The sequence below is a fragment of the Paenibacillus herberti genome, from assembly GCF_002233675.1.
GTDB lineage: Bacteria > Bacillota > Bacilli > Paenibacillales > Paenibacillaceae > Paenibacillus_O > Paenibacillus_O herberti.
In genome coordinates, this window is record NZ_NMUQ01000002.1 from 349,607 (window position 1) to 367,752 (window position 18,146).

16 protein-coding genes are annotated in these 18,146 nt (G+C 42.0%); 1 reads left to right on the forward strand and 15 read right to left on the reverse strand.

All coding sequences use genetic code 11. The annotated features are described in order from the left end of the window. Positions 1 to 172: 172 nt before the first annotated feature. The 10 genes from secA to rfbF all read right to left on the reverse strand — a co-directional run bounded on the left by secA (position 173) and on the right by rfbF (position 11,852). Positions 173 to 2,683 carry a preprotein translocase subunit SecA gene (secA, locus tag CGZ75_RS14130; protein WP_089524935.1) on the reverse strand — a complete coding sequence of 837 codons (2,511 nt, stop codon included), beginning with the start codon at positions 2,681 to 2,683 and terminating at the stop codon, positions 173 to 175. Between the two features lie 241 nt (positions 2,684 to 2,924). After that, positions 2,925 to 3,473, reverse strand: coding sequence for a ribosome hibernation-promoting factor, HPF/YfiA family (hpf, locus tag CGZ75_RS14135; RefSeq protein WP_089524936.1), 549 nt, complete (start codon positions 3,471 to 3,473; stop codon positions 2,925 to 2,927). A gap of 244 nt (positions 3,474 to 3,717) precedes the next feature. Beyond that, a complete protein-coding gene (locus tag CGZ75_RS14140) occupies positions 3,718 to 3,915 on the reverse strand; it encodes a cold-shock protein (protein ID WP_042170033.1) in 198 nt (65 codons plus the stop codon). Between the two features lie 922 nt (positions 3,916 to 4,837). Then, on the reverse strand, positions 4,838 to 5,902 hold the full coding sequence (gene rfbG, locus CGZ75_RS14145; protein ID WP_089524937.1) for a CDP-glucose 4,6-dehydratase: 1,065 nt from the start codon (positions 5,900 to 5,902) through the stop codon (positions 4,838 to 4,840). Between the two features lie 2 nt (positions 5,903 to 5,904). Then, positions 5,905 to 7,728, reverse strand: coding sequence for a glycosyltransferase family 2 protein (locus CGZ75_RS14150; RefSeq protein ID WP_089524938.1), 1,824 nt, complete (start codon positions 7,726 to 7,728; stop codon positions 5,905 to 5,907). A gap of 1 nt (position 7,729) precedes the next feature. Continuing rightward, on the reverse strand, positions 7,730 to 8,296 hold the full coding sequence (rfbC, locus tag CGZ75_RS14155; RefSeq protein WP_089524939.1) for a dTDP-4-dehydrorhamnose 3,5-epimerase: 567 nt from the start codon (positions 8,294 to 8,296) through the stop codon (positions 7,730 to 7,732). A gap of 29 nt (positions 8,297 to 8,325) precedes the next feature. Continuing rightward, positions 8,326 to 9,357 (reverse strand): class I SAM-dependent methyltransferase, encoded by a 1,032-nt coding sequence (locus CGZ75_RS14160; RefSeq protein ID WP_245850932.1) that lies wholly within the window; start codon positions 9,355 to 9,357, stop codon positions 8,326 to 8,328. A gap of 64 nt (positions 9,358 to 9,421) precedes the next feature. Continuing rightward, the gene (locus CGZ75_RS14165; protein WP_089524941.1) at positions 9,422 to 10,324 is read right to left on the reverse strand and encodes an NAD-dependent epimerase/dehydratase family protein; all 903 of its coding nucleotides are present in this window, start codon (positions 10,322 to 10,324) and stop codon (positions 9,422 to 9,424) included. Next, a complete protein-coding gene (locus CGZ75_RS14170; RefSeq protein WP_089524942.1) occupies positions 10,302 to 11,033 on the reverse strand; it encodes an LbetaH domain-containing protein in 732 nt (243 codons plus the stop codon). The genes CGZ75_RS14165 and CGZ75_RS14170 overlap by 23 nt, the downstream gene beginning before the upstream one ends. A gap of 36 nt (positions 11,034 to 11,069) precedes the next feature. Then, entirely contained in the window at positions 11,070 to 11,852 is a 783-nt protein-coding gene (rfbF, locus tag CGZ75_RS14175; RefSeq protein ID WP_089524943.1) for a glucose-1-phosphate cytidylyltransferase, read from the reverse strand. Between the two features lie 202 nt (positions 11,853 to 12,054). On the opposite strand from rfbF, the gene CGZ75_RS14180 reads away from it, so the two are divergent. Further along, positions 12,055 to 14,016 carry a glycosyltransferase family 2 protein gene (locus tag CGZ75_RS14180; RefSeq protein ID WP_089524944.1) on the forward strand — a complete coding sequence of 654 codons (1,962 nt, stop codon included), beginning with the start codon at positions 12,055 to 12,057 and terminating at the stop codon, positions 14,014 to 14,016. A 42-nt stretch (positions 14,017 to 14,058) separates the two neighbouring features. On the opposite strand, the gene fliT is transcribed toward CGZ75_RS14180, so the two are convergent. The 5 genes from fliT to CGZ75_RS14205 form a co-directional block, all read right to left on the reverse strand. After that, positions 14,059 to 14,394 carry a flagellar protein FliT gene (fliT, locus tag CGZ75_RS14185; RefSeq protein ID WP_089524945.1) on the reverse strand — a complete coding sequence of 112 codons (336 nt, stop codon included), beginning with the start codon at positions 14,392 to 14,394 and terminating at the stop codon, positions 14,059 to 14,061. Continuing rightward, positions 14,391 to 14,777 carry a flagellar export chaperone FliS gene (gene fliS, locus CGZ75_RS14190; protein ID WP_089524946.1) on the reverse strand — a complete coding sequence of 129 codons (387 nt, stop codon included), beginning with the start codon at positions 14,775 to 14,777 and terminating at the stop codon, positions 14,391 to 14,393. The genes fliT and fliS overlap by 4 nt, the downstream gene beginning before the upstream one ends. Positions 14,778 to 14,790: 13 nt before the next feature. Beyond that, positions 14,791 to 16,281, reverse strand: a complete 1,491-nt coding sequence (gene fliD / locus CGZ75_RS14195) for a flagellar filament capping protein FliD (protein WP_089524947.1) — start codon at positions 16,279 to 16,281, stop codon at positions 14,791 to 14,793. A 19-nt stretch (positions 16,282 to 16,300) separates the two neighbouring features. Further along, the gene (locus tag CGZ75_RS14200) at positions 16,301 to 16,675 is read right to left on the reverse strand and encodes a flagellar protein FlaG (protein ID WP_089524948.1); all 375 of its coding nucleotides are present in this window, start codon (positions 16,673 to 16,675) and stop codon (positions 16,301 to 16,303) included. A gap of 718 nt (positions 16,676 to 17,393) precedes the next feature. Continuing rightward, positions 17,394 to 18,146, reverse strand: a 753-nt coding sequence (locus CGZ75_RS14205; protein WP_089524949.1) for a flagellin N-terminal helical domain-containing protein, incomplete at its 5' end; no start/stop codon positions are given.

Consider the following 18,146-nt stretch of genomic DNA (forward strand, 5'->3'; position numbering starts at 1 on the left):
ACAATGCTTCACCTCAAATTTCTTCTTCTTATTAAAAGAGAGCCAAGAAAGGAGCACCCCGAAGCCTGCGAGATCGTCCGCACGACGATCCGCAGCTGCCTAGGAGCCACTAACTGCTCCCATCCCGGCGGATGATTCACCTTGTTAAAAGCTTGCTACGATCTTCGCAAGCTTACTTGCCGTGGCAGAGCTTATACTTCTTGCCGCTGCCGCATGGGCAAGGATCGTTGCGGCCGACACGCTCCTCGCGCTTGGCCGGACGGGCTTCGCGTGATTCGCTGCTGCCGCCGGACTCAACCGTCTGGCCTTTGGCTACCTCTTGACGCTCCAGGTTTTGTTCAACCTGGGCCTTCATGATGTAGCGTGCAACTTCTTCCTGGATGGTATCGATCATCTCGCGGAACATCTCAAAGCCCTCGAACTGATACTCGCGAAGCGGATCCGTACCGCCGTAGGCGCGAAGATGGATACCTTGGCGAAGCTGATCCATTGCATCGATGTGGTCCATCCACTTGCTATCAACAGCGCGCAGCACGACAACCTTTTCGAATTCGCGCATCGTCTCTGCACCCATAGCTGCCTCACGCTCGTCGTACAGTGCCGTAACCTTGGAGAACAGATATTCAACGATCTCTTCCGGCTCCTTACCCCACAGGTCATCCTTCGTAATGGATTCATCCGGAAGCAGATTGCCTTGGACATATTCCACGATAGCCTGCAGATCCCAATCCTCTGGAACCTCTTCCTTTGGACAATGCGCCTCTACGATGCGCTGAATGACCGGCTGAAGCATCTCCATGACGATGTCACGGATGTTCTCACTGAACAACACCTCGCGGCGCTGTTTATAAATGATTTCCCGTTGCTGGTTCATCACGTCATCATATTGTAGAACGACCTTCCGCGTGTCAAAGTTATTGCCTTCCACGCGTTTTTGAGCGGATTCGATCGCCCTCGTGATGAGACGGCTTTCAATCGGCTGGTCTTCCTCGTAACCGAGTTTCTCCATCATGCCCATAATGTTCTCCGCGCCAAAGCGACGCATCAGTTCATCCTCTAGGGACAAGTAGAACGAGGATGAGCCTGGGTCTCCCTGACGTCCGGCGCGGCCGCGCAACTGGTTATCAATACGACGGCTTTCATGACGCTCCGTACCGATAATGTGCAGACCGCCGACGTCATTTACGCCTTCGCCGAGCAAAATGTCCGTACCACGACCAGCCATGTTCGTAGCGATCGTTACGGATCCAGCTTGTCCAGCGCGAGAAATAATTTCGGCTTCCTCTGCATGGTACTTGGCGTTCAGTACCTTGTGCTGGATGCCTTTCTTCTTGAGGTACTCGGACAGCTTCTCGGAGTTCTCAATGGATACCGTACCAACGAGCACAGGCTGGTTTTTCTTATGGCGCTCAACGATCTCTTCCACAACGGCCTTGAACTTGCTTGCTTCAGTCTTGTAAACGACATCCGGCGAATCCTGGCGGATCATCATCCGGTTCGTCGGTACTTGAAGCACATCGAGGCCGTAGATTTTTTTGAACTCTTCTTCCTCCGTCTTCGCCGTACCGGTCATGCCAGCCAGCTTGCGGTACATCCGGAAGTAGTTCTGGAACGTAATCGTCGCCAGCGTCATACTCTCGTTCTGCACCTTGAGATCTTCCTTGGCTTCAATCGCCTGATGAAGACCATCGCTGTAGCGGCGTCCAGACATGATACGTCCCGTAAACTCATCGACAATCAGAACTTCTTCGTCCTGAACGACATAGTCCACGTCCCGTTTCATGATGGCACGAGCCTTCAATGCTTGCTGAATATGATGATTAAGCGTGACATTTGCATGGTCAAAAAGGTTCTCAATACCGAAAGCGCGCTCTGCCTTCTCTACACCCTCATCGGTAAGCGTCACGCTGCGCAGCTTGATGTCGACCGTGTAGTCTTCCTCAGGCTTGAGACGGCCGACAAACTTGTCCGCCGCTTGGTACAGCTCCGTCGATTTCGCGGCTTGTCCGGAAATGATCAGCGGTGTACGAGCCTCGTCAATCAGGATCGAGTCCACTTCGTCAATGATGGCGAATTGCAGTGGCTTCTGAACCATTTGCTCCTTGTAGAGCACCATGTTATCGCGCAAGTAGTCAAAGCCAAATTCATTGTTCGTGCCGTACGTAATGTCGCAAGCGTAGGCTTCTTGTTTCTCCTCATGGGACAAGGAATTCAGGTTGCAGCCCACCGTCATACCGAGAAATTCGTACAGAGGACGCATAATACTGCTATCGCGCTGCGCAAGGTAATCATTGACCGTAATAACATGAACGCCTTTGCCAAGCAAAGCATTAAGGAATACGGGCAGCGTGCCGACGAGCGTTTTACCTTCACCGGTTTTCATCTCTGCGATCTTGCCTTCATGCAATGCCATGCCGCCGATCAATTGCACATCGAAGTGGCGCATGCCAAGCACACGTTTGCCGGCCTCGCGTACCGTCGCGTAAGCTTCAGGCAGAAGATCATCCAACTCTTCGCCTTTTTCCAAACGGTCCCGGAATTCCTGCGTTTTAGCCGAGAGCTGTTCATCCGTAAGGGCCGCGAATTGCGGCTCCATCTCATTTATAACCTCGACGTTCCGCATGAGCCGTTTGACTTCCCGTTCATTCGCATCGCCGAAAATTTTCTTCACCAGTCCGAGCATGGTTTTCCCCTTTCGTGACACCACTTTGCCTTAATTTTAACAGTTGTCAGAGCGTGCCGCAATCAAGGTGCAGGCTTTTCCAACATTATATACGTACACCTGTGGCAGAGTGTTGCCAGGTGAGACAGAGAAGTCCTCATTCGTGTCGAATGTCCTGCCACATTATATAGCTGGAGACTCGGCGAGTGAGCGCAGGAAAGCCCTCTCCCGTTAAGGAAAGGGCTCGTTCATTTGAATATAATTAATCCTGTTCGATCAAGCCATACCGGCCATCATTTCTTCTATAAACTACGTTGACTTCTTTCGTTTCAATATTATTAAAGACATAGAAGCTGTGACCGACCATATCCATGTGCAGGATAGCTTCCTCTACATCCATTGGCTTCAGCTTGAAGCGCTTCATCCTTACAACCTCAAGGTCCTCTTCAGGGTCCTGTACGGCAACTGAGGCTACGTCATCCTCGCGGAACAGCGTTTTAATGCTTTCTTTCTGCCGGAACTTACGATTTGCTTTTGTTTTGTGTTTGCGGATCTGACGCTCCAACTTGTCAACAACGGTATCCACCGATGCATACATGTCCGGGCTCTTCTCCTCAGCTCTCAAAATCACTCCCGGAAGCGGGATCGTGACCTCAACGCCGTGGCTTCCCTTGTGGACCGACATTGTGACGCTGGTGTCAGCGGCAGGGGGGGCATCAAAATACTTATCCAGGCGGTTCAACTTCTTCTCGACGTAATCCCTCATGGCATCCGTCACCGGAACGTTTTGACCTCGAACGTTGTATTTCATGTAGCACTCCTCCTTTTACATAGTCTTATTATACCACGCTAGCCGTCTATGAATCAAAAGACTAATTTGTGTATTTCGAATTTTCTGATTAATAGTGATAGAACCGCTGAAAATGAATGCCTTGTGTGCAGAAAATCACAGGATGATCGTCCCAGAACGCAAAAAAAGAGGCCCTGGATTCAGGGCCCCGTAAAGTCTTTGTCTTTCTCGTCAATCATCTATAATTGGCCGATTGGCCGGATGATTACAGTTTGATTACGTTAGCAGCTTGTGGACCGCGAGCGCCTTCTACGATATCAAACTCAACGGATTGGCCTTCTTCGAGAGTTTTGAAGCCCTCGGATTGGATTGCGGAGAAATGAACAAATACGTCGCCGCCTTGTTCAGTCTCGATGAATCCGTAACCTTTTTCTGCGTTGAACCATTTCACTTTACCTTGCATTCAGAACATTCCCTTCATCTTCAAATACTGTGAGACGCCTTATGTACATGGCCCACATTTTGACTATATCACCGTAATCAAACAGTTGTCAATATTAGATGGAAGCGGATTCAACAGCTTGGCAGTAGTAAATTTTCTAAGAGTAAGAAAATTTAACCTTGTTCTTTCCGCAGCGACAGCGGTCGGGCTTCACGCTCTCCCAAATAGTCCGAGAACTTGCAAATCTCCACTCCTTCGTGTTCGACCTAAAAGTGTTGAACATCTCCCTTCAATGTTCAGGCTTTAAGAAGATGACTTCTGAAGTCTTTCAGAATTCATCTTTTTTCTCTTATGCGACATCAACTTCTAAACCCTGCTTTACAAATCAGAAGACGAATTTGTAAGCATGCTTTGGTCCGCGTGGAATATGGCTCTCAGGATGGATGTTGCTATCAAGCCGTTTCAGTAACTTTTCTCACGCTTGCTCTATTAAAGGGGCAATGCAGAGACGATGAAAGTTGGTGGGCCCAGGATCTGTTTCTGTGCTCCGTTTTTCACTAAGGACAGATAGATACATTGCCCGTGACCATAATACTATAGGTAATATCGGTGAGCAGAATCCCCTCAGGCTCTCCCTGATTAAAAACTCCCATAAAGTCACGTATATCTAGTGTTCTTGGTACACATTTGAATTCAGTCCCAACTGCTGGTTCTCTTGTTCGTTGAACATCTTCGAATTGCCCCTCGCATTGCCCATGCCCACATCTTGCCCTTCTATATGTTAGTTAGACTAAAACACAAATAACCCGTAAGAAAACCACTTTCTCAAAGTGTCATCTTACGGGTCACAGCTTACCCCAAAGTGGGGACTATTGTCTTATTTTAAATCTTCATTTTTGACGAAGTAAGCCTTTTTACAGTTCGCATACACTTTCTTTTCAAGCTAATTTGATTCGTATTCAGCAATTTGCCGTTTACACACCAAATGAGCTTCTACCCCTTCATGTACTGCCAACACCCATTCCATCGTTGCACTTAAAGCCTTCTCTAGCGACCATTTAGACTTCCAGCTCAATTCATTTCTCGCTTTTGAACTATCAAGTTTTAATAGACTTGCTTCATGATGCTGAGCTTGCATTGATATGGAGTATCCTGGATGATTATATGTCCAAAGATCCAGCATTTTTTCAACAATTAATTTAACAGCTTTGACATCATTATCTGGCGGTCCAAAGTTCCATGCCTGATCGTATGTATCACCATTATATAAATTCTCACAAAGGACAAGATATCCAGATAAGGGTTCAAGTACGTGTTGCCAAGGTCTCACTGAATTAGGATTGCGGATTTGTATTTCTGTCCCACTCGTTAATGAGCGGACTATATCAGGAATAAGCCGATCTTCGGCCCAATCACCACCGCCAATTACGTTACCAGCACGCGCGGTTGCTACTTTAATACCAAGCTCATCAAAAAAAGAACTTCTATAAGCATTTGTAATCAATTCAGAGCACGCCTTACTGCTAGAGTAAGGGTCATACCCGCCCAATGGATCGCTTTCGCGATATCCCCAATGCCATTCTTTATTATCATAACATTTATCCGTAGTTACATTTAGAATAACACTTGCCGATCCACAATTACGTGCAGCTTCCATAATATTAACTGTACCCATAATATTCGTCTGATAAGTCGCTATTGGATCTTGATACGAACTACGGACTAACGGCTGCGCAGCCATATGAATAACAATATCCGGCTTAACCTGGTTGATTGCGTTCTGAAGGCTTACTAGGTCCGTAACATTACTCAAGACTGAGCTCTGCAGGAAGCTTTCAATGTTAGCTATTTTAAAAAGAGATGGTTCTGTCGGAACTGATAGCGAATACCCCGATACTTTTGCACCCATTAGATTTAACCAAATAGCAAGCCAACTTCCTTTAAATCCGGTATGTCCTGTAAGAAAAACTTTTTTCCCAGCCCAAAACTCATGATTTACTCTACTCATTTTTACTGCTCCTGACGAGAAAAGTTCAATTCGTACATAATCATATCGGTAAGCAAAACGGTCTCCACATACCTCATATTTTGCTCATTACCTCCAGTTAAAATCTCAGACAAGTTTTTCACTCGCTCATATACTTCACGGTTAGTTTCCCTCATTAAATTAATAATGGAATAAGAATAAAACCCGTGCTCACGAGCCTCACCTATTAATAACTCACGATTAAATATTTTCTCATTATGTCTAGATGTCACCTCGGAAAGGAAGTCATAGATAGAATCTATGCCTATACTGTTTTTAACAAAAAAGATTAGTTTTCCGTTTTCGTTCATATATCTTGATAAACTATTAAAAATAACATTTTGATTCTCATGCCACTCATTTAAAGGCTTTTCAATGAAAATAAGATCATATTTTCCGACTATCATTTCTTCTGAAAATATATTTTCATTATCAAGTACAATAGTTTCATCGGCGATTGTTTTTAAATCCACTTCATATTTTTGCATTGTTGTAACTGCTGTCAAATGAGCTCTAGCCCCAAACTCTGACCATAACTTATTTTTAATCTGGAGTAGAGTTGCCCCGCATTTTACGTCAATACCAAGAACTCTCTTAACATTCGACAACTGGGGAATAGAAATGTTTTGAAAATAAGGACTCATTCGAGCTTCTAGCCAAGCGTCTATACCATATTTCTCATTAAAAGTTCTTCTACCCTCTTCAAGAGAGTTTGTCTGATGGTCGCTACTTGTCGTTAAACTACCGTAGTGATAGGTTACTGTATCTGCACAGTAGACTAATCTGTAGCCCGCTCTTCTGATTCGGAAACTAATATCGTCATCTAGAAATTCGCCTCGGTAAAATCGAGTATCGTAATATCCTATCCGCTCCAACAATGCTGCTGGGCAAAAAAGCACGTTAGGGAGTAAAACAACTCTATCCTCCCACTTTGTCGAATCACTTACGTTGTAAGCTAGGGCTTTATTTTGAAACTCTTCAATTGTAGTAAATGGAATTGTGATTTGCTGCATATTGGAAATAGACGTGGCCCCTGGTGATACAAAGCCTATTTCCTTATCGGACTCGATACAAACCAATAAATTGCTAAGCCAGTTAGAAGTAAAAATAAAATCATTGCAAACAGCTGCACAATATTTTCCTTCAGCTGCCATAAGCCCCATATTAAAACCTTTTACAAGGTGAATATTATATTTAAGATGGATAACTTTAGCGTTAGGAATAGTTTCAAAATATGTTTTGGTTCCATCTATTGATCCGTTATCTACAAGTATTAGTTCATAGTCGACATCATTAGAATACAGCAAGATGCTTTCCAAGCATTGTCTTGTAAAGTCAAGATTATTATATGCTAACAAGACAATGCTGATTTTGTATCTAGCATTATTCCCTTGACTCTCGATCATTTGTTTATCGATTATTCCAACCTCTGTATAAAAATCAGGATACAGATGTTTATCTACAAATCTCTCAACAATATAAGCTATTTCAAACTCTAATATTCGAAATAATGATTTTACATGAAACTGGAAGTCGAATAAAAATGGGTTTACGCGGTCATTTAACACGTGATCTTTTACTTGTTGTATATAATAAAATAAATTTTGATTGATTTCTTTTACCCTATTAGGCGAGTCAGAATTACGCGCAACTGATTCTATAGAAGCTAACAACTCTTCCAGCGAATCCAACACAACAAGATTTGTAACATTTACTTCACCAGTATCAATGCAATTGGATAAATACACTAAGCCTTCACGGCCGTGACGAATTAAATCTAAAATCTTTATGGCAATAGAGTTGTCCATATCAGTCTCCTTCTGATGAAAAAATGCTGCCTATGCTATCCTTAAAATCATTCCAATTCTGATCTTTCAGAGAGATAATTAACCCTTCACGTTCAGGCCATTGAATTTGGAAAGCCTTGTCATCCCAGCGGACGCCTGATTCATGGGATGAAGTATAATACTGACTAACCATATATGAAATCGTGGTATCTTCTGACAAAGTTAAATACCCATGAGCAAACCCCTTTGGAACGTATAATGACAATCTATTTTCTGCAGTCAAAGTTACTCCAAACCACTGTCCAAAAGTGGGGCTTTGAGAGTTAAGATCTATAATCACATCATATAGGGCACCGCTTATACACGACACTATTTTATCCTCACTATATGGAGGGCGCTGAAAATGCATCCCTCTCAAAGTATTGCGGTGTCGGTTAAAGGCTACGTTAGTTTGCACAACATCAAAATTTAGACCCTGTTCAGCTAACGTTTTCTTACAGAAGGTTCTGGCAAAAAAACCTCGTTGATCCTCTATCGGTTCTAGCTCAAATATTACAGCCTTATGTAAAGGTGTCGGCTTAACTTTCATAAGTAGCTCCTTTTATTTAGTTTAAGTCTCTAAATACCATCAAAGAAGAGCAAGGAACCATTAAATCCTAATTCAATTAGCTGGGATTGGATCTGCCGCTTATGGGAGTTTGCAAAAAGAATAATATAATCAATTTCCTTAACTGCATTACGAGTCGGTTTTACAATATTGTTTCCAGATATTGTATTACCGTGTTTGGCCTCATCACTATCAAATACGTACTGCAGACTCACCTTCCCCTCCAGCATTGAAAGGAAGCAAACAGACTCTGCGCCAGCTCCCCATCCCGCTACTTTATTTCCATTAGAAATATTGGACATTATCTTCTCCAAAGCTAACTCTCTTTTTGAATGGAATGAAATATACGGCTCTTTGCGCTTACGTAGGTACAATTCCAATAAATTAGGATCTTCAGCCTCTTGGACACATATGACGGTAAAGCCAGCTCTCTGCGCCATTGTACTCAAACTGTTGACGGAGAAGTACTGAATATGATCTGTACATAAATTATAATAGAGTCTTTGTTCTACAATACGTTGACCATTAGGCACTTCAACGAGTAAAACCCCATCTTCATTTAGCAATCTTGCAGCCAACTCAAGAACTTTTCCCGGATGCTCTAAATGCTCTAAAACCTCTATTATACTGATGGCATCAAAACCTGGCTGGATTAAAATACCCTCATGAAAATAGTCATGTACTACTGTAAATCCTTTCTTTCTAGAGACAGTAGCACTGGATAGAGAAGGCTCTACACCTACGATCTCTTTAAATTGCTTTCTCGCCAGTTCCATGTAATGTCCGACACCGCATCCAATGTCTAGCAACCTAGACTTTGATGGGACCAATGAAGCCAAGCGCTCTATTTGTTTTTCTCTTAACCGGCGAAAACTAATGCCCCAGTATGAACCCATAGAATAATCTTGATAGTATTCCTCGCTAATCTTCACAGGAATCTGAGTATGGCCGCAGGAAGAACAGCGATAAATCTCTATATCACATAACTGCAAATGATCAGAATTATATTCAGTCATAAGACTATGAGGAGCGCTTTCATACACTTCTTCCAATGAACAAGGTTGTTCGCAAATATTACAGTTAATGATAGATCATCTCCTTTTTAAACTAGACCCTATCATGCAAGCTTTTAAGCATATCAAAAATAAAAGTCGACAGTTCAGATGTCGGTGTAAGATTGGGCTGGTTCCAACGACTTGTAAAATCAAAGTCTATTCCATTATCCATTCCTTTTGGGCAATTAACCGAAACATGAATTCCATACTTATCTTGAGCTACCTTCTGGACCAACCGAGCATATTCCAGCACACTCAGCGTTTCTATTCCTTGAGCATGCAAAATGCGATTCTCAGGTTGTACTTTTAAAATCCAATCTATCTTTGTACATATATCGGAAATTCCAACAAAATTCCGTAATTGAGTGCCTGGAGTAAGAAGTGTTATACTCTGATGTTCAATTGCTTCTTTACAGAACAAAAAGGGAATTAGATTCCACCTCTTAAACTTTTCCTGATCTACAGGAACCCCAAATACATTGGAGGGCCTAATAATCCACCCATTTAGCTTATTAGAACGATCATACATAAGCACAATTTGCTCAGCTATACTGTGAGATAACCCGTAATCATTAATAGGGGTCGTAGGCGTATTCTCATCTAAGCGACCTCCTTGATTTCCGAAGACATGAAAACTGGAGAAATAAACGAAGTTATGTATTTTATTTCTCACACAAAAATCTAATGCGCCGCGAATGCCTGTGACATTCTCGCTATATGCGAGTTCTGGATTTGTTCTGTACAAATTTTCACCAGGTGAAACAGTATGAATCATTATATCTATACCTTCACACTGAAGCTTGGATAATTGATCTGGGTTTGAAAAATTCATATATAATTCGCCTGATTCTTCTCGTTTGGCAGTCAATACCCGATTACCCTGGCTTCTGAGAAACTGAATAAGATGTTGAGCGATATAACCATTCGCTCCACTAACCAGAATTGTTCTGCGCATTATTACATCCCTCTACTGATAGAATTGGCACATTGAAAAATGATTGAGCCCATGATTTAGAAGTATTTTGAATCATGTGAGAACCAGTACTTGTATCGCGGTAGTATAATGATTGGTTTAACAAACTCTGGTTTCGGAGAAGCGCCTGATTCCCAATAGTTGAGCCTGCTCCGACAATGCAGTTTCCAATTATAGAAGATTGAGGAGCCATCGCTACCCCCCTCTCCAAAGTGGGATATACTCCTTTAATTGCTCCTACTGTACACCCTTGATAACATACAAAAAAGTCGCTGTAGTTGGCCTTTCCTAATACGATACTTCCCCCATGGACTATAAGAAAAATATTGGGTAGCTTGGTGTCGTACATACATGCAACACCATTTAAAATTTTGTTTAAATAAAATACTTTAGAGGCTATCTCTGTATCATTAAATACCTTCAATAGTGAATTAGATAAAAACCATAAAAAAATAGTATATTGGTCGGAATGAAAATGTGAAAAGAAAGTCTCACCATCATAATGAAATGATTTCAGCGTTATATGACGGAAGCAGAATTCGGTACGATCCAATGCTAGTAGAATTGACTGATCAAAAAGCTTGTCATGCATGAATAAGCGCTTATCTGGAAAAAAATTATTTAACTGATTGAATACATACTGTTTTAATTCGTCTACTGATAGAGAAAGGGTAAACATAGTCAACTCCAATTGAGTTATTACCTCTTGGTTTCTTGAATCGCCTTGTTATTCTTCCCATACTTTCCAAGGTGCTCTTTGACTCTTCCAAAGCTCATCCATTAATATTTTTTCTCGAAGCGTATCTATGGGTTGCCAAAAGCTCTGATGCTTGAATACATTAAGTTCCCCATGACTTGCTAATGTCTCAAGTGGCCCCTGTTCAAGAATCGTATGATTTAAATCAGAAATATAATTAAATACCTCCGGCTGACATACCATGTAGCCTCCATTAATCCAACCACCATCGCCTTTAACTTTTTCAGTAAAACCAATTACTTGGTTTTGATTTAATTCCAGTCTCCCAAATCTGCCATCGGGTTGAACGGCAGTAATAGTTGCCCTTTTCCCGCTTTGCTTATGGCAATGAACTAGTTCGGCTATATTAATATTTGCCAATCCATCTCCATATGTAAGCATGAAGGGATTATTCCCGACAAAGGATTGAATCCGCTTAATTCTGCTCCCAGTCATTGTATCCAGACCCGTATCTACTAGTGTTATTTTCCAAGGTTCAACTTTATTTCGATGTACTTCTTGTGTATTTCCTGTTGTGAAATCATAAGTAATTGCTTCAGACATATGCCGATAATAATTAGCAAAATATTCTTTGATTATATATCCTTTGTAACCCAAACAAATGATAAATTCATTGTATCCATAATGAGAATAGGTTTTCATAATATGCCAAAGTATAGGTGCATCACCGATCTCAACCATAGGCTTAGGCCTAAGATAGGATTCTTCGCTGATTCGTGTCCCTCTTCCACCCGCTAATATGACTACTTTCATCTAGCCTCACATCCTGTCGAATGATTATCTTGTAAGAAGAATATCGACAAATCGCAAGGATTATTAATAGCGGTTCACTCACCACGAGCACCAAGACTCAAACCACACTGAGTATAGAAAAAGAAATCTATTATGATAACGATGAATATCCGATATATAATTTATTAGACACAGCCAAATCAATGAACATAGGAGAGCTGTCATGCTTTTATCAATTTGCTTAATCGTCAAAGATGAAGAAGAGGTACTCTCACGCTGTTTGGAGAGTGTGCGGGAAGCTGCCGATGAAATTATTGTTGTAGATACAGGATCTACCGACAAAACGAAAGAGGTTGCTGCTGAATTCACGGATAAGATATATGATTTTGAATGGGTTAAAGACTTCTCAGCAGCACGCAACGAATCCCTCCGCTATGCTGCTGGAACATGGATTCTAGTAATGGATGCTGACGAATATTTCGCTTCCGGTGATGCAATCAAACTTCGTAATTTTTTGACTACAATAACACCTCGCGAGGATCAGGTTTTTGCCGTAAACATCTCTAGTTTTTTAGGAAAAGATAGAACCACCGCTATTCTTTCTGCCGGAGAAGTTCCACGGCTGTTTCCAAATCACTTTAGTATAAAATATTACCGCCCTATTCACGAACAGCTGCTTTCCGAAACGGGAATTAAATTACACTCTTTTTTGGCTCCAGTGTCTCTCTTCCATACCGGATACTTAAAAGAAACCATTCAATCTAAATCTAAATCCTCTCGAAACGCAGAGCTTTTAACATCGATTAAAAAGAAAGATGGCTTTGCTCCTTATGATTTTTTTACAGCAGGAAATGAATTTGCCGTTAAAGCAGATATGCCTAAAGCCATCTATTATTTTGAGAAGGCGATTAAAAGCGGAACCAAGCACAAAACTGCCAGCTGGTACCCTAAAGCGGTTATTTCTTTAACCCAGTGCTACTGCCGGCAATTTCGATATTTTGATGCTTTGAACTTACTAGAGAGAGAACTCATTAAATGGAAGGATTACCCGGAGTACAGCTATTTAAAAGCAAATATTCTTCATTATTTAGGTTTCATTAAAGAGGCACAAAAGCATTATTTAGATGCCTTGAATGTATCGTTAGTAAAAGCCGAATTGACTCATGTTTTTTGGCTGGATAGTGCAGAATTCGCGACAACGATGCCTATGAGAAGATTGGCCGCTATTTACGAAAATGAAGGAGATTTACAAAACGCTGTTTATTATTGGTCCAAACTTCTACATCAAGATCTGTATGATTTCACTTCACTTCATTCCTTGCTGAACACATTGATTCACTATGAGTCAATGGATAAAATCATTTTCTTGCTGGGTCAGATTTATCAAGTAGACGATCTTAAGCATATCTATATCCTGTTCCGTTCATCCTTGACAGTAAGATCAGCCGAATTAGCTAAGCATTACTACAACCTGTTACTGAACAAGGAATTTACAGTTTCGATTGCCGATCAAATTTTTTATTCTATTGTCCAAAAGGATCAAGCGCATTATTCCAATTGTACAAACCATCCTGATTATAAACCAAGCAACGAACATTATACTCACGAAGCAATTGCATGTCGAGTATGGGGCCTTGAAATCCCCCTATACAGACCGAATAGTTCGGAGGATGTATCGGAAAAAATCCAGAAGAAGCTTAATCATGTTAAGGCTATTTTGGAATTGCAGGAGGAAGCTCATACTGTAGCAGTTAATGAATATCCCGAGCTACTACTAACTATTCTACAGTCAGCTTATTTACTTCAGGAATTTGAAATCTATGATCAATTAATTCAAACATATAGCGACGACAATATCATTAATGAAATGGCTAATTTCTTGTATTCCAGAAAAAATGAATCCATTGCTTTGGATTACTATTCTATTTTGCTCAATAAGAATGCTCTCGATGCCAGAAGCTGTGAAAACTTAGCCATGTATCACTTTAAAGGGGATGATATTGAAGGAGGCCTTGCTTTCCTTGAAGAGGCGATTCGACTTCAGCCTCAAACCATCTATTTGTATGTTCAATACTTGGAACGATCCAATAATCAGAACAAACGAAGCAAGATTAAAGATAAGCTTCTTCGACAATTTGCAGGAGCAGTAAGGATTCCCGAGTTTGCTCTTCTATTAAAAAATTAAAAAAACTCTTCCCATCCGATTAACCGGCTGGGAAGAGTTTTTTTAATTTCGACGATCAATAAAATAACTACCTGCCGAAGCATACGACTCATAGGCTCTTTTTTGATGTTGAGATTCGTTCAGACGCTGTAACCCTATGGAGGCTTCCTCCATAAGCTGATTCATACGATTTAAGATAGCTGAATCATAAATTCCTATCTCTTTAAGAGTAACTTTCTGCGATTCCACCAGAGGAAGCCTTAATTGGTTAAGCTCTTCCAAAACCTGATCTCTCCGCTCAAGTAAATGAATCAGCTCTTCATAATCACAATTTTCAAGCCTTTGAACAAGTTGAACGGTCTCATGCTTGAGCTGATCCAGTGCAGTAGAAATAATCATTGAGCTACTTCTCTCTGTGTATTGGATCCGGCAGCCAGCTTCCAGCTGTCTCGCAGTTCTGTGAGATGCTGAACAACCTCTTGAGCAAATGAAGCTTCTTTTTTGACGTTGGCTTGAATGAGTTGATGCAGCATATACTCATATAAATTTACCAGTTGCTTCGAAATCGGATAGTCAAAATTTAAAGACGCAACTAATTCGTGCATAATAGCCTCTGCCTTACAGAGGAATTGATTGGCCTTTTCAAAATCCCGGCTGCTAATTCCTTCAATCCCCAGTTTTGTAAACCGTATAGCCCCATCATAAAGCATAATAACCAACTGGATGGGAGTAGCCGTTTGTGCCGATAGCTGCTGATATTTTTGGTAGGGAGACTGTATCAAGGCAGGTCACTCCTTATTGGAAACTTGAGAAAGACGATGACTGTGAGCTGTAACGGTTAATAGCTGTTTCCATTGCAGTAAATTGTTTGTAATACTGGGTTTCTTTGCGAGCTAAATAGCTGTTCATGTCGCTGATTTTACGGTCAAGACCTCGCATCTGTTCCCCTAATAAGGAATTTGCCATAAAGGTCGAGTTTTTATCTGTGCTGTATACCGAAGTACCAGCCTTTTCACTTAGAAGTTGAAGAGAATTCATCGCGATGCTGCTTAGACGTTCAAAAACACCTACTCCAGGGTTAGATGAAACAGGAGTTCCCGATGGTATTGCCGTGCTAGGCTTGGAATTGAACAAAGCTAAAACCTCCGAAGGGTTGCTTTCAATCGCAGCCCGCAACCTTTGTTCATCCTCGATGACTAACTTGCCCTTATCTCCCCACTGCCCTGTCACAATCCCGATGGATTGAATTGTTTTAATGGCACTGGACCCGGTGTTCACTTCCGAAACAAGGGACATGCGCATATCCGACACCATTGAGCTTAATATGGAATCATTTTTCAGAAGGCCGCTCGTCGCTTTTTTCTCCCAAAGTTCGATTTCCTTTTCTTTCATTTCAGACTTTTGATCTTCAGTAAGAGGCTTGTACGTACGGTACTTGGCTTCGCTCAACTTTCCGTTCACTTGATCCAAGATTGTATTATAGTCTGCAATAAAGGTTTTAATGGTGTTAAAAATAGCGTCCGTATCCATTTTTGAGGATACAGTTGTTGCTCCATTAGTTCCGGTTACAGCTTTAAGCTCCAAATTAAATCCGTTGACGCTTAATGAGTTCGTTTTCGAAGTCATTTTAACGCCATTCACGGTCGCCTCAGCATCCGAACCCGTTGAAGAACCCGATAATATCCCCGCATCCAGTGAGACTGTTCTAGCCCCAGTTTCGTTGCTCCTGATCGACAGCCTGCCGTCCGATCCCAGCATCCCTGTCACATTTAGATCTTTGTTTGAATTGATTTTGTTCAGAACATCGCTGGCTAAGTCCGTTGGATTAAAAGCAATCACAATAGGATCAGCCTTTCCCGATACTGTAAACTTTAACTCTGAGGGAGTGCTCCCATTCAGAATATCCTGCATCTTTGTAGTCGCATTGACCGAAGTAACCCCCGTCTGCCTAACAAACATGGCGGATTCAGCCAACTTATCCACGGTAACAGTCAACGATCCCGCCGCGTTGCTGTTCGTAGAGCTAATGGATACCGCATTAGTATTTCCGGATACCGTGGAGGTCCGGGCATTCAGTACATTGACGGTATTATATTTTGAAAGCTTGTTATTCCGGAAGTCGACGAGACTTGTACTAACATCACGAAATTGCTCTTGCTGCCAAGTAATGGTTGTTTGACTTTGCTTTAGCTTATCCAGCTTGGAGCGTTCCGCTTTCATCAGCTGTGTAACCATAGAGTCAATATCCAACCCTGAATTAAACCCGGATATTCTCAAGTTGCTCATTTGTTGTCACATCCTTTGTTTATACTCGGTGGTCGATCAGAAGGCCCGCAATCTCCATTAGCTTGGCTGCCACATCCAATGTTTTTTCCGGTGGGACCTCTCGAATGACTTCATTTGTTTCCTTATTGATGACTTTGATCATCATGGCATTAGTTTCTTCATGAACAGAAAACTCTACCTTCGTATATGGACCCTCCATAGCTTTAATGGCACGATCCACAGCCTTGATCTTTTGCTCATCTGATACGGAAGGCGCCGCTCCACGTAATTCAGCTAATCTAAGAGCATCCGTCGTGTTAATGACCTGGGTTTTGCTTAGTCCATCTCTAGGTGACTGTATTCCATAAGCAGATGAAGATGTTGCGCTTGCACCCTGCAAGCTATTCAAATTCATTGACAGCACAATCCCCTCCGAGTAATCGTTACTTATAATATCGGAACCCACCTCGTTAGATATAAGGGCTGAATTAAATACTGCCTAGTCGGGCTTAATCCCGATGTAAATAGCTTTTGAATGAGACTCTTCAATTTTAGGGACCAACTTAATTCTCATAGCTGGATCAGTCATTATACAATCCAGATAGAACACGTCACACGCAAAGTAATAATCGGGAAATTGATCCTAAAAATGATGGGACTCTTTAATCATTTTTGCAGCTGAAACCAGGTTCTTAAGACTCATTTAAGCATATATGTATTGGACTACATTATTAGGAGCATAACCTTCTTCACCTGATAAGTCCTTATAGGTATGTTCAAAGTAATTAATCTGTTGATTCAATCGTTAGATTCCTCGCTTTTGCCTTAATCAGGAAAATGAGCAAGCCCATAATTTCAAGGTTCGGCCAAATGGCCCTCCACTTAAAATGAAACAAGCTGAATTAGGGAAAGGGTAAAGCAACTTAGCAAGTAATATCCGTGGAGTCGTTATCAACTAAGTTGATTTCATCGACATGATTATGCAAGCTTCTCAAGTAGAGAGCCACCATTTTCTGCTCGTCTCGTCTTTATGATCATGACCAGTACTAAAACTACACTCTAGTGCCTTCCTCAAATAAAAAAAGGACCCCAGATAGAGTTCCAAGGTCCTTTCATGAAAGCTATGGTACCAATTAGCGAAGTAGCGATAGAACGCCTTGCGGGGCCGAATTGGCTTGCGCCAGCATTGATTGGGATGCTTGTAGCAAGATATTATTTTTCGTGAGAGCAACCATCTCTTTGGCCATATCGGTATCACGGATACGAGACTCAGAAGCCGTAAGGTTCTCAGTTGTAGTGCCAAGGTTGTTGGAAGTGTATTCCAGACGGTTTTGGATTGCACCCAATTTACCACGTTCAGTTGCAACTTTCGTAATTGCATCATTAATAGAAGTGAGACCGGAGTTAGAAGTCAGGCCACTGAAGCTAGCCGTAGCGATGGAGGTAATAACAATCGATGTCCCTTTATCGTCCGTAGTAATCGTTGCCCCAGCTGTAATACTGATGCCATTGAACGTCGTTTTTGTAAGGATATCACCGATTTGGGAACCCAGAGCGTTCAGTTCTTGATCAATGTTAGTTTTATCAGCATCTTGGTACGTACCGTTGGACTTTTGCACATTCAGCTCTTTCATGCGAGTCAGCATGGCGGATACTTCGTTCAGTGCGCCCTCTGCCGTTTGTACAAAGGAGATACCGTCTTGTGTATTACGCTGAGCTTGCTCGAGGCCACGGATCTGGCCACGCATGTTCTCGGAGATGGACAGGCCAGCAGCATCGTCAGCAGCGCGGTTGATACGCAGGCCGGAGGACAGCTTCTCCATGTTTTTGCTGGAAGCAACTTGGTTCAGACCCATGTTGCGGTTCGTGTTGATAGCGGAAATATT

Bases quoted from the DNA above. Each gene is read 5' to 3' on its own strand.
- secA (WP_089524935.1), bottom strand. From the start codon at position 2,683: ATGCTCGGACTGGTGAAGAAAATTTTCGGCGATGCGAATGAACGGGAA.
- hpf (WP_089524936.1), bottom strand. From the start codon at position 3,473: ATGAAATACAACGTTCGAGGTCAAAACGTTCCGGTGACGGATGCCATG.
- CGZ75_RS14140 (WP_042170033.1), bottom strand. From the start codon at position 3,915: ATGCAAGGTAAAGTGAAATGGTTCAACGCAGAAAAAGGTTACGGATTC.
- rfbG (WP_089524937.1), bottom strand. From the start codon at position 5,902: ATGAGTAGAGTAAATCATGAGTTTTGGGCTGGGAAAAAAGTTTTTCTT.
- CGZ75_RS14150 (WP_089524938.1), bottom strand. From the start codon at position 7,728: ATGGACAACTCTATTGCCATAAAGATTTTAGATTTAATTCGTCACGGC.
- rfbC (WP_089524939.1), bottom strand. From the start codon at position 8,296: ATGAAAGTTAAGCCGACACCTTTACATAAGGCTGTAATATTTGAGCTA.
- CGZ75_RS14165 (WP_089524941.1), bottom strand. From the start codon at position 10,324: ATGCGCAGAACAATTCTGGTTAGTGGAGCGAATGGTTATATCGCTCAA.
- rfbF (WP_089524943.1), bottom strand. From the start codon at position 11,852: ATGAAAGTAGTCATATTAGCGGGTGGAAGAGGGACACGAATCAGCGAA.
- CGZ75_RS14180 (WP_089524944.1), top strand. From the start codon at position 12,055: ATGCTTTTATCAATTTGCTTAATCGTCAAAGATGAAGAAGAGGTACTC.
- fliT (WP_089524945.1), bottom strand. From the start codon at position 14,394: ATGATTATTTCTACTGCACTGGATCAGCTCAAGCATGAGACCGTTCAA.
- fliD (WP_089524947.1), bottom strand. From the start codon at position 16,281: ATGAGCAACTTGAGAATATCCGGGTTTAATTCAGGGTTGGATATTGAC.
- CGZ75_RS14200 (WP_089524948.1), bottom strand. From the start codon at position 16,675: ATGAATTTGAATAGCTTGCAGGGTGCAAGCGCAACATCTTCATCTGCT.